At 64.8% G+C, this 12685-nt stretch carries 9 protein-coding genes; all 9 read left to right on the top strand.

The features are described 5' to 3' along the window. Positions 1–34 precede the first annotated feature (34 nt). Positions 35–1516, top strand: a complete 1482-nt coding sequence (locus DEVEQU_RS14090) for an aldehyde dehydrogenase family protein (RefSeq protein WP_126151240.1) — start codon at positions 35–37, stop codon at positions 1514–1516. Between the two features lie 13 nt (positions 1517–1529). Beyond that, positions 1530–3143, top strand: coding sequence for a GMC family oxidoreductase (locus tag DEVEQU_RS14085; protein ID WP_164550412.1), 1614 nt, complete (start codon positions 1530–1532; stop codon positions 3141–3143). A gap of 131 nt (positions 3144–3274) precedes the next feature. Continuing rightward, on the top strand, positions 3275–4924 hold the full coding sequence (locus tag DEVEQU_RS14080; protein ID WP_126151238.1) for a GMC family oxidoreductase: 1650 nt from the start codon (positions 3275–3277) through the stop codon (positions 4922–4924). Further along, a complete protein-coding gene (locus DEVEQU_RS14075) occupies positions 4921–6465 on the top strand; it encodes a sugar ABC transporter ATP-binding protein (RefSeq protein ID WP_126151237.1) in 1545 nt (514 codons plus the stop codon). The genes DEVEQU_RS14080 and DEVEQU_RS14075 overlap by 4 nt, the downstream gene beginning before the upstream one ends. Beyond that, complete coding sequence (locus DEVEQU_RS14070; protein WP_126151236.1) at positions 6462–7493, top strand: ABC transporter permease; 1032 nt, start codon at positions 6462–6464, stop codon at positions 7491–7493. Before DEVEQU_RS14075 ends, DEVEQU_RS14070 begins: the two co-directional genes overlap by 4 nt. Before the next feature lie 90 nt (positions 7494–7583). Next, positions 7584–8576, top strand: a complete 993-nt coding sequence (locus tag DEVEQU_RS14065) for a sugar ABC transporter substrate-binding protein (RefSeq protein ID WP_126151235.1) — start codon at positions 7584–7586, stop codon at positions 8574–8576. A gap of 59 nt (positions 8577–8635) precedes the next feature. Continuing rightward, on the top strand, positions 8636–9682 hold the full coding sequence (locus DEVEQU_RS14060; RefSeq protein ID WP_126151234.1) for an AraC family transcriptional regulator: 1047 nt from the start codon (positions 8636–8638) through the stop codon (positions 9680–9682). 104 nt (positions 9683–9786) lie between these two features. Further along, positions 9787–11298, top strand: a complete 1512-nt coding sequence (locus tag DEVEQU_RS14055; RefSeq protein ID WP_126151233.1) for an aldehyde dehydrogenase family protein — start codon at positions 9787–9789, stop codon at positions 11296–11298. Continuing rightward, a complete protein-coding gene (locus DEVEQU_RS14050; RefSeq protein WP_126151232.1) occupies positions 11295–12683 on the top strand; it encodes an amidase in 1389 nt (462 codons plus the stop codon). Before DEVEQU_RS14055 ends, DEVEQU_RS14050 begins: the two co-directional genes overlap by 4 nt. Positions 12684–12685 lie beyond the last annotated feature (2 nt).

Genomic DNA, 12685 nt, shown 5'->3' with positions numbered 1-12685 from the left:
CCGGGAAGACCGGAGGGACACAGACGTGAATGCAATGAACCAGGCTCCGAGCCTGCCCCGCACCGACCTCTACATCAACGGCGAGTGGGTCAAAGCCAGCTCGGGCAAGACCATCCCGGTCTTCAATCCGGCCACGGAAAACCAGATTGCCGAACTCGCCGCGGCGTCCGTCGAGGACGTCAACCGAGCGGTGGAAGCGGCGCATGCCTGTTTCGAAAGCACCGCCTGGCGACGTATGCGCCCACTGGATCGCGGGCGTCTGCTCGAAAAACTGGCCCTCGTGGTCGAGGAGCATGCCGACGAACTGGCGCGCCTCGAAACCTACGACAACGGCAAGCCCTACGCGACATCCCGCTATGTGGACCTTGCCTTCACCATCGACGCTCTGCGCTATTTCGGTGGCTGGGCCTCCAAGACCGCCGGCGAATACATCACCCTCTCGCCTTTCTTCGACGATGGCGGCGTCTATCGCGCCTATACCGAGCGCAAGCCGGTGGGCGTGGTGGGCGGGATCACCCCCTGGAACTTCCCGCTGGGCCAGGCGATCCAGAAGATCGCCCCCGCCATCGCCTTTGGCTGCACAGTGGTGCTCAAGCCGTCCGAGGAAACCTCGCTGACGACGCTGCGGCTCGCCGAGTTGATCCATGAGGTCGGCTTCCCCAAGGGTGCCGTCAACATCGTCACCGGATATGGCCACGATGCCGGCGCGGCATTGGTCGATCATCCGCTGGTGCGCAAGATCGCCTTTACCGGCTCGACCGCCACCGGCCAGCGCATCCTCGCCGCGTCGGCCAAGACCATGAAGCGCGTCACCCTGGAACTTGGCGGCAAGTCGCCGACCATTATTCTTGCCGATGCCGATCTCAGCCGCGCCATCCCCGGCGCCGCCAATGCCATTTTCGGCAATTCCGGACAGGTCTGCACCGCCGGCTCGCGCCTCTTGATCGAGAAGCCGGTCTATGAGGAAGTGGTGGCAGGCGTTGCAGAGATCGCCCGTGGACTGCGCCTGGGGCCGGGTCACCAGGAAGGCACGCAGCTGGGACCCATCGTCTCCTCGCGCCAGCTCGAGCGTATTTCCGGCCTGGTGCAGAGCGGCCGTTCAGAGGGTGCCCGCGTCGTTGCCGGCGGCAATCGTGCCGATCGCGATGGCTGGTTCTTCGAGCCGACCGTGCTGGCCGATGTGCGTCCGGACATGCAGGTGATCCGCGAGGAGATCTTCGGGCCTGTGGTCTGCGCCATTCCGTTCAGCGCGCGTAGCGAGATCAAGGCGATTGCCAACGATACACCCTACGGCCTAGGCGCCAGCATCTGGACGCGCAATCTCGACCACGCGCACCTGCTGGCCGAGGAGATTGATGCCGGCACCGTCTGGTTCAACACCCACAATATCCTCGATCTCGCCGTGCCGTTTGGTGGCACCAAGATGTCGGGGCTCGGCCGCGAGTTCGGCACCGAGGCGATCAACGCCTTTACCGAACCCAAGGCCGTGGTGATGCGCCTGGCAGGCGATTATTGAGACCGGGCGGATATTGAACGTGACCACAACCAGCTTTGAAACCGATTATGTGATCGTGGGCGGCGGCTCCGCTGGCTGCACGCTCGCCGCGCGACTCTCCGAAGATAGCGCGACCTCCGTCACCCTGCTCGAGGCGGGCGGGCGCGACTGGAACCCCTGGATCCATGTGCCCATCGGCTATGGCAAGACTATCGTCGATCCTTCGCTCAACTGGCGCTACGAGACCGAAAAGGGCGCCGAAATCGCGGACCGCCCGATGTATTGGGCGCGGGGCAAGGTTCTCGGCGGCTCCTCATCGATCAATGGCCTGCTCTATGTGCGGGGCCAGGCCGGCGATTACGACCACTGGCGTCAATTGGGCAATGCCGGCTGGTCCTATGAAGACGTGCTGCCCTATTTCAAGAAGGCGGAAAACCAGGAAAACGGCGCCGACGAATTTCACGGGGACGACGGCCCATTGGCCGTGTCGAACCTCAGGGAGCGCAACCCGCTCTGCGACGCTTTCATCGATAGCGCTGTAGAAGCCGGCATTCCGCGCAATGACGATTTCAACGGCGCCAATCAGGAAGGCATTGGCTACTACCAGATCACAACGCGCAATGCCCGGCGCTGCTCGGCTGCCGTCGCCTATCTGCATCCGGCGTCAAAGCGTCCGAATTTGCGCGTCGTCACCAAGGCCGCGGCGGAAAAGATCATCTTCGAGGGTACCAAGGCGGTCGGCGTCCAGTACGAACAGGGTGGCCGCAGCGTGATCGTGCGGGCGCGCCGCGAGGTCATCCTCTCGGCAGGCTCGATTGCCTCGCCGCAATTGCTGATGCTTTCGGGCGTCGGCCCTGCCGCTCATCTCGCTGAATTCGGCATTCCGGTCGTCGCCGACGTGGCGGGCGTGGGCGAGAACCTGCAGGACCATTACGGCGCCATCATCACCTATAAAAGCCGGCTGCCGCTGACGGTCAACGATATCATGACCAGCCCGGTGCGACAGGTGAAGGCGGGGCTGGAATATCTGTTGTTCCGCAAGGGGCCGCTGACCATTTCGGCCGCGCAGGTCGGCGCCTTCGTCAAGTCGGGCCCGCAGGCGACGACACCCGATATCCAGTTCCTGTTCCAGACCTTCAGCCACGACGAATATGACGCCGGCCTGCACAAGTTTTCGGGCTTTGCCAATGTCGTCTGCCCGGTGCGTCCGGAAAGCCGCGGCACGCTGAAGCTACGCTCGGCCAGCGCCAAAGACAGCCCTTCCATGCAGCCCAACTATCTGGCGGCCGAAGCGGATCGGCGTATCCTTGTCGATGCGATGAAGATTTCCCGCAAAGTGGCGGAAAGGGCGGCGATCCGCTCCCATATCGTGGCCGAATACTCGCCTGGCCCGCAAGTGCAGAGCGATGACGAGCTTTTGGCCTATGCCCGCGAGACGGGGCTTTCCATCGCCCACCAGGTCGGCACCTGCAAAATGGGCCAGGACGCCATGGCCGTGGTCGACGAAACGCTGAAGGTGCGCGGCGTGCAGAACCTGCGCGTCGTCGATGCCTCGATCATGCCCACACTGGTCTCGGGCAATACCAATGCACCGACGATCATGATCGCGGAAAAGGCCGCGGACATGATCCGCCGGCAGAGCCTCTGAATGCGGCCGGCGAAGGGGCCGGCTGCACTGGGGGGATATTGGGGCGCAAAACCCCGACACTAAGCTGAGTTGGGCGTGAGGGCGCCCGACGACCTACCGGCGGCGAACCGGCGGCAGGAATGAGAGGGGGAATGCTGGCCTGCCCCGGCCGGTGTTCCAAAAGTGGAGACAGAACCGTGCAAGACGGTCAGAGCTTTGACTATATCATCGTCGGCGCCGGATCGGCCGGCTGCGTCCTTGCCAACCGGCTGAGCGAAAGCGGCCGCAACAGTGTGCTTTTGCTCGAAGCGGGCGGCAAGGACGACAGCTTCTGGATCCACATCCCCATCGGCTATGGCAAGACGATCGTCGATGAGCGCGTGAACTGGAAATTCCAGACCGAAGCCAATCATGCCCTGGGCGGGCGCACGATCTACTGGCCGCGCGGCAAGGTCTTGGGCGGCTCCTCCTCGATCAACGGCCTCATCTACATTCGCGGCCAGGCCGAGGACTATGATCACTGGCGCCAGCTCGGCAATGTCGGCTGGTCCTATGAGGACGTGCTGCCCTTCTTCAAGAAGGCGGAAAACCAGGAAAACGGCGCCGACGCCTATCACGGTGCCGATGGCCCCCTACGGGTTACCAATCTGCGCGAGCGCAATCCCCTCTGCGACGCCTTCATTGGTTCGGCACAAAGCCAGGGCATTCCGCGCAATGATGATTTCAACGGTGCGCGTCAGGAAGGCGCCGGCTATTTCCAGGCCACGGTGCGCAACGGTCGGCGCGAATCCGCGGCCACGGCCTATCTGCGCCCGGCCATGCGCCGCCCCAACCTCACCGTCCTCACCCGCGCCATGACCGAAAAGGTGCTGCTCGACGGGCAAAAAGCCACCGGAGTGCAATTCCGCCACGAGGGCCGCATGGTCACGGCAAAGGCCAACCGCGAAGTCATTCTCTCGGCCGGCTCGGTCAAGTCTCCGCACCTGCTCATGCTCTCGGGCATCGGCAATGCCCGGCACCTGGCACAGCACGGCATTGCGCCGGTCCTCGATCTCCCCGGCGTGGGGCAGAACCTGCAGGACCATTATGGCGGGCAGATCACCTGGAAGTGCAATCGTGCCATCACCATGAACGATGTGATGATGAGCCGCTTCCGCCAGTTGAAGGTCGGCCTGCAATGGCTGCTGACGCGCCGCGGCCCGCTCTCGGTTCCGGCTGGCCAGGCCGCGCTCTTTGCGCGCGTATTGCCCGACAGCGCCACGCCGGATCTGCAGTTCCTGTTTCAGACGTTCAGCGGCGGCTATTACGAGGACGGGTTGTTCAAGTTCTCGGGCTTTGCCAATTTCCTCTGTCCGGTTCGACCCAATAGTCGCGGCCAGATCACGCTTAGCTCCGCCGATGCGCATGCGCAGCCACGGCTTGAGCCGAACTATTTCTCGGACGAGCGCGATCGCCGCATCGCCGTCGAAGGCCTCAAGCTCGCCCGCCGCATGGCCGCCAGCAAGCCGCTGGCCGATTTTGTCATCGAAGAACACCTGCCCGGCTCGGCGACCGCGACCGACCAGGAAATCGAGGACTACCTGGTCCAGAACGGCGGCTGCGTGTCCCACCAGGTCGGCACCTGCAAGATGGGCACCGACGCCATGGCCGTTGTCGATCCGCAGCTGCGTGTCCGCGGCGTCGAGGGGCTGCGCGTGGTGGATGCCTCCATCATGCCGACCCTGATTTCGGGCAATACCAATGCCCCCACCATCATGATCGCGGAAAAGGCCGCCGCGACAATTCAGGGGCAAGCCGCATGAGCCAAGCCGCCGAACCCATCCTGCGCCTCGAAGGCATTTCCAAGACCTATCCGGGCGTGAAGGCGCTGCAAGGCGTCGATTTCGTGGTGCGGGCCGGCGAGGTCCATGCTCTGACCGGTGAGAACGGCTCGGGCAAGTCCACCTTGGCCAAGGTGATGTCGGGCATGATCCAGCCGGATGGCGGTCGCATCTTCGTGGATGGCCGCGAGCAGGTCATCGCCTCCCCGGCCGCCGCCATCGCCATGGGCATCGTCATCATCAGCCAGGAGCTGACCCTGGCGCCGACCCTGACCGTCGCCGAGAACATTTTCCTCGGCCGCCTGCCCCGCAACCGCATCGGTCTCGTCGACTGGCCGCAACTGGAGCGGGACGCGGAGGCTGCGCTGCAGCGGCTGGATGTGCATGTCTCGCCCCGCGCCAAGGTCAGCGATCTCAGCGTCGAAATCCGCCAGGAGATCGAGATCGCCCGGGCGCTGTCGTCCAATGCCCGCGTGCTCATTCTCGACGAAGCCACCAGTTCGCTTTCCGAGGCGGCCACGGCACGCCTGCTCGAGCTGGTGCGCAAGGAACGCGATGCAGGCATGGCCGTAGTGATGATCACCCACCGCATGCCCGAAATCTACAGCGCCGCCTCGGTCGCCACCGTACTGCGCGACGGGCTGTTCGTTGCCAGCGTGCCGCTGCCGGAAACCGACGAAGACCAGCTTGTCCGGCTGATGGTCGGCCGAGAAATCCAGGATTTTTACGGCAAGCGCGCTATCGCGGCGGGCGATACAGTCATCGAAATTGCCGACCTGGCCACGCCACAGGGATCTCTGCGCCCCACCAGCCTCAGCGTCCGCCGGGGCGAAATCCTTGGCGTTGCCGGCCTTGTTGGCTCCGGCAAGGCCGAGTTCGGCCTGGCCTTGGGTGGCGCCATTCCTGCCACTGGCACGGTCCATGTCGCCGGGCGCAGCGTGGGTCTCGGCGATCCGCGCCGGGCCATCCGCGCCGGCATCGGCTTCGTGCCCGATGATCGCAAGGCCTCGGCCCTTTTGCTGGTCCGCAGCATTCTCGAAAACTTCTCGCTGGCCTGGTTCGACCGTATCGGCCGCGCCGGCGGCCTGCTCAACCTGCGGGGCGAACAGGCGCAGGTCGACGCGGCCATCAGGACATATCGGGTCGCCACCGGGTCGTCCGCCCCCGCCATCGGCACGCTTTCAGGCGGCAATCAGCAGAAGGTCATTCTGGGCCGCACCTTCGTGCGTCGCCCTGACGTCCTGGTGCTGAGCGAACCCACCCGCGGCATCGATGTCGGCGCCAAGAGCGAAATCTACCGCATGCTGCAGGATGCCGCCGAGGCCGGCGCCGCCGTCATCGTTATTTCCTCCGAACTGCCTGAGCTGCTCGGCATCGCCGACCGGATCGCCGTATTTTTCGAGGGCAGTCTCGAAACGATTTTCGACCGCGCCTCGGCGGACGAGGAAGCCATCGCCCATGTCGCCGTTGCCGGCGCCGACCGGCACCATCACCCCTCCCAGCACATCGGAGCGTCAGCATGACCGCACAATCGATTGCCAAGGCAGACGGCCACGGCCGCTACACGGCGACGCCCTCCCTCGTCAGCCGCATCCTGCAGAACCGCTACACCGGCGCGCTGGTCAGCCTTTTGCTGGTCGCCGCCTTTCTCGCCGTCACCCAGCCGGTCTTCCTGACCTGGCCGAACCTGATGAACATCGTCAAATCCAACAGCGTGGTGTTTATCCTGGCACTGGGCGCGACTTATGTGGTCATCGCCGGTGGCATCGACCTGTCGGTGGCCAGCGCCACCGCTGCAAGCGCCATGATCTTCGGCCTGTTGCTGGCGGCCGGACTGGCGACCCCGGTCGCGGTGGCGGCGGCAATCCTGTTCGGCGCCTTTCTCGGCGCCATCAACGGCACGCTGATCAGCTATTTCAAGATATCCTTCTTCGTGGTGACGCTGGGCGCGCTGTCCATGTTCCAGAGCTTTGCGCTGATCATCAATGACGGCGTCAGCGTCAGCGTCTTCTCGGCCCCCGGATTTGCCCCGATCAATGCCTTCGTCAACGGCAATATCGGAGCGGTGCCGATGATCCTCACCTTCGACGTGGCGTTGCTGCTCATCGCCGGCGGCGTACTGCGCTACACCACGTTCGGCCGCTCGCTCTATGCCATTGGCGCCAATATGGAAGCGGCACGCCTCAACGGCATCGACGTCAAGCGCGTCATGTTCTTCGTCTTCGTCATCGCCGGCCTCGCGGCCGGCCTGGGCAGCGTTGTCCAGGTGGGCCGGCTGACCTCGGCCTCGGCCGAGATCGATCCGACCTTGCTGATGACCGTGCTGGCCGCTGTGCTTATCGGCGGCACGGCCTTTACCGGCGGCGAGGGTGGCGTCTTCGGCACCATGATCGGCGTGTTGTTCTTGGGCGTGATCCAGAACGGGCTGACGCTCAGCGGCGTGTCCTCGTTCTGGCAGGGCATGGTGAGCGGCGGAATTCTCATTTTCGCGGTGTGGCTGGGCGGGATGCGCCAGCTGCTGCGCCGCAAAAGGCAAAGCACTGGAAGCTGACCCCGGCGGAAGGTGCGTCCACGAGGGGTGTGGACCCGATGGCCCTGAGGGAAAGGGCCTAAAACAGACTACCCAAGGAAGGGAACTGCAATGAAACGTTCTATCGTGTTGGCCGCTGCGGCGGCATTGATGGCGACCTTGTCCGCCTCGGCGAGCTTCGCCCAGGACAACATCACCATCGGTTACATCTCGCCCATCGCGGCCCAACCGGGCCAGCAGGTGATCAATGCGGCCATGGAGAAGGCTGCCGCCGATCTGGGCTGGCAGTGGCGCCTGCTCGATGCCAACCTCTCGGCCGACCGCCAGGTTTCCCATGTCGACACCCTGCTCACCCTTGGCGTCAAGGCATTCGCCTCCTGGTCGCTCGACCCGAACGCCGTGGCCGGCGCCTATTCGCGCGCCAATGCCCAGGGCGTTCCGGTGATCGGCGTCAATTCGAGCGGCGAAGGCGTGACCAGCTCGGTCTGGTGGGCCGCCAATCTCTGCACCGAAGGTGGCGCCTACGACCAGCAGGCCGCCTGGATCGCCGAGCGCGCCCCGGCGGCCAAGGTCATCGTCATGGGTGGCCCTCCGGTCCCGTCCATCCAGAACAACGTCACCTGCTTTACCAACGCGGCAAAGGCCGCCGGTCTCGAAATCATCGACCAGGTCGACAACACCAAGGACTCCGCTGCCAACGCCTCGACCCTCGCCGCCGACGAAATCCTCCGCTTCCCCGATGCGCAGGTGTTCTGGGCCTATAACGACCAGAGCGCCCTGGGAATCTCCGCCGCGCTGGCCTCTTCCGGCAAGCCGATCTATGGCGGCCAGTCCAAGGAAGGCGTGATGATCTTCGGCATCAATGGTGACGACGACGCCATCCAGGCCGTTCGCGATGGCCGCATCACCGGCACCTGGGACCCCGACAGCTATGCCACCGGCTGGGCCGTGGCCCTGGCGATGAAGAACGCCATCGACAATCCCACTGGCGAGCATCCCGACCTGACGGTCAAGTCGACGCTGTTCACCTCGGACAATATCGACACCTGGGTGGCTCCGCTCGAGCGTCCCTATTCTCTCGACAATATCCCCCTGGTGGACTGACGCCTTCGCCCGGCGGATCGTCCGCCGGGCGCCCCCTGATTGGAATTGGAGGCCGCTCGATGACCATAGCCGTCAACCTGAATTCACAGGCGGCAACGCCCGTCCTTTTCAGCGCCTTTGCCAGCTCCCCCTTCACCACGCAATCGCCGGTGAAGGCCTGTTCGCTGGATGAGGCCCGCACCTACCTGACCAATCTCATCGCCCCGCACGACCTTTCCCTGCGCGGTCGCGGCCGCAAGCTGCACCTCGTTCACAACAGCGCCAAGCTGCACAAGCTGAACCTGCACTTCATCGCCTACAAGTCAGATGCATCCGGCGTCGACGTGTTGGCGCCCAAGCTCGAAAGCAATTTGCTGGTCAAGATACCGCTGTCGGGCAGTGCCGAAATGTCCCAGGGTAAGGCCACGACGCAGATCCGGCCCGGAATGATCTACTTGGCGGAGCCACGCAAGCCGCTGATGTCGTCGATGTCGGCGGATTACCAGCAGCTGACCCTGCAAATCCCCATGTCCGTGCTGCTTCACGCCGCCAGTGCCGAGTTGCAGAACAGCTGTCCCGATGCGCTGCATTTTGATCTCGACGCGGTCAATAGCGGCCCGGCTCCACGCCTTTTTCTCAGCACGCTGGGCTCGATCTGCCAGGCGCTCGACATGGGCGACGGGCTTTTGAAACAGCCCATGGTCCAGCGCTCGTTCCAGATGGCGCTGGTGTCGCTGATCCTGTCGCTGCCCAACAGCCTGTCGGACCGCTTCGGCGATGACCAGCGCTCCGCCATTCCCTACTATATCCGCCGCGCCGAGGAATTCATGCGCGCCCATCTGACCGATGATATCGGCATCGACGATCTGGTCCACGTCGCCGGTGTCAGCCGGCGTTCGCTTCATGCCGGCTTCCGGCGGTTCCGCGACACGACCCCACTGGGCCTGCACAAGACCATGCGGCTGGAGGCGGCGCGGGCGGAAATTCTCAAGGCGGCCGAGACCTCGCGCACCGTCACCGATATCGCCACCACCTATGGCTTTTATCATCTCAGCAAGTTTGCCCGCGACTTCCGCGCCAGTTTCGGGGCCCTGCCCTCCGAGATGATGCGCAGCCCAGGGCGTTGAGGCACCACAATTTTGCGCTGGCGGGCTACAGGCTGCCGCCGTCGCCTGTCGCATCGGACGGGGCCGCGGCACACTCCTCGAACCATCTTTTGAAGGAGGTTTGCATGCCCCGCTTGGAAAACGATCTTTCGGCTCTTGGAACGGCGGCGCAGGCCTATCTCGACCGGTCGCACCCCATGCATATTGGCGGCAAGGCTCATGCCGCCGCAGCCAGCTACGACCTTAGCGACCCGACCACGGGCCAGTCCTTCGCTCGCGCTGCTGATGCCTCGGCGGCGGATGTCGATGCCGCCGTGCGTGCCGCGCGCGCCGCACTCAACGGAGCCTGGGGCCGCATGCGCCCCAATGAGCGCGAACTGGCCATGCTGCGGCTCGCCGACCTGCTCGAACGGCATGAAACCGAGATCGCCGAAATCGAGACCCTGTGTTCCGGGCGCCTGCTCGCCAATACGCGCGGCGTCGATGTCGGCTATTCGGCCCACTTCCTGCGCTACATGGCCGGCTGGGCCACAAAGCTCGAAGGCCAGACGGCGCGTCTCTCCATTCCCTACATTCCCGACGGCGAAATGGCGGGCTTCACCTTCCGTGAGCCCATCGGTGTCGTCGGCGCGATCGTGCCCTGGAATGTCGCCCTCGGCATCGCGGTCTGGAAAATCGCGCCGGCGCTGGCAGCCGGTTGCACCATAGTGCTGAAGCCCGCGCCGCAGACCCCGCTCAGCGCCCTGCGCTTTGCCGAACTGGCGCTCGAAGCCGGCATTCCCGAGGGTGTCATCAATATCGTCACCGGCAGCGGCGCCGAGACCGGCATCGCGCTGGTGCGCCACCCGGATGTCAACATGGTGACCTTCACCGGCTCCACCCCCGTCGGCCGGCAGATCGCCGTCGATGCCGCTGGCGCCTTCAAGCGCTGCAGTCTCGAACTGGGCGGCAAATCTCCGGTGATCCTGTTCCAGGATGCGCCGCTGGAACGCGCCATTCCCGCGGCCGCCTGGGCCATCTTTTCCAATCACGGACAGAATTGCTGCGCCGGCTCGCGCCTCTATGTGCACCGATCTCTCTACGATCAGGTCATCGAGGGCGTGGCCGAGATCGCGCGAAACATCGTCATCGGCTCCCCGCTCGACCCGGCGACACAGATGGGGCCGGTCGTCACGCGAGCCCAGCAACGCCGCATTCATGACCTTATCAACGCCGGCACTGCAGAAGGCGCCCGGGTCGTCGTTGGCGGCACGCCGATCGAGGGACCGGGCAGCTATGTGCCGCCCACCGTCTTGACGGATGTGCGCTCCGACATGACCCCGGTGCGCGAGGAAATCTTCGGGCCCGTCCTCGTCGCCGCCAGTTTCGACAGCGATGCCGAGGCGCTCGCCTTGGCCAATGGCTCGGAATTCGGCCTCGGCGCCAGCATCTGGACCAATGATCTTGGCCGGGTGCATCATATGACGCGCAAGCTCGAGGCCGGCTCGATCTGGGTCAATGTGCATAATGCTCTCGACGTTGCCCTGCCCTTCGGCGGCTGGAAAAATTCCGGCATGGGCGCCGATCTCAGCGAAGCCGCAGTTCTGGCCCACACCAAGATCAAGGCCTCCGTCCACCACTATGCCGAATTGCCATGACGCCACTCCACTATCAGTCCCTCGCCGAAATCGCGCAGCGCCTGCGGGTGGGTGAACTCACCGCCCGGGCCCTGGCCGAGCATATTCTCGCGCGTGCCGCGGCATTGGCCGAGCGCACCAATGCCTTCATTACCCTTATGCCCGAGGCGGCTTTGGCTGCGGCCGACCGGGCGGATGCAGCACGCGCCGAGGGGCGTTTGCTCGGCCCGCTCCATGGCGTACCCGTCAACGTCAAGGACATGTTCGACATTGCCGGTGTCCCGACCACTGCCGGCATGCCCAGTCGCATCGACCACCGCGCCGCCACCAATGCCACCATCATCGACCGACTGCAGACGGCTGGTGCGGTGATCGTGGGCAAGGTGAACCTCGCCGAAGGCGTATTCGGAAAATATGTGCCGCCCTTCAACGAGCCGCTCAATCCCTGGAGCCTAGAGCACTGGGGTGGCGCTTCGTCGGGCGGTAGCGGCGTCTCGATGGCAGCGGGCCTCGGTTATGCGTCCATGGCCTCCGACACCGGCGGCTCCATCCGCATGCCCAGCGCCGTCAACGGCGTCACCGGCCTCAAGCCGAGCTGGGGCCGCATCAGCCGCCATGGCGCCTTCGAACTGGCGGGCCTGCTCGATCACGTGGGGGTCATCGCCCGTTCTGCCGAGGACGTCGCCATCATGCTGGGTGTCGTCGCCGGCGCCGATCCGGCAGACCCGACCACCCTGGTCGCCCCCGTTCCCGATTATGTGGCGCAACTCGGCCAACCGGTTTCGGGGCTCAGGATCGGGGTTCCGCGGCAGTGGCTGGCGCAGGGGGTTGAAACCGGCCTGCTCGACGCCATCGAAAGTGCACTTGACCTCTATGCCGGCCTTGGCGCGCGCATTTCCGACTTTTCGTTGGCCCCCGAACCCGAACTGGTCGACCGCTGGTACGATATCTGCACGGCGCATGTGGCGCTGGTGCATGCGGAGAATTTCGCCCGACACCGCGAGACCTATTCAGAGCCGCTGGCCCTTGCGATCGAAACCGGCCGCGCTTTGCCGGTGGCGCGGCTGCAGCGGGCCTATCGCTACCGTACGGAATTTGCGGGGCGGCTGGCCCATGCCATGGCCGATGTTGATCTGATCGCCGTGCCGGCCATTCCCACGGCACCGCCGACCCGCGCCGCCGTGGAAGCCATGGACAACGAAACCATGTTCGCGCTCCACCGCTTCACCTCGCCTTTCTCCATGGCCGGCGTGCCCACCATCACCCTGCCCTGCGGCGTTACGCCGGACGGCCTGCCCTATGCCATCCAGCTGGTGGCAAAGCCGCTGGCAGAGCCCATGCTGCTGAATGCTGCACACGCCTTCCAGAAGGTGACGGAGCATCATAGGCGGTTTGCCCTGCCCTAGCG

Source organism: Devosia equisanguinis (genome assembly GCF_900631955.1).
GTDB lineage: Bacteria > Pseudomonadota > Alphaproteobacteria > Rhizobiales > Devosiaceae > Devosia > Devosia equisanguinis.
The sequence above is the reverse complement of the archived record's forward strand: the minus strand, read 5'-3'. Positions and strand labels throughout refer to the sequence as shown.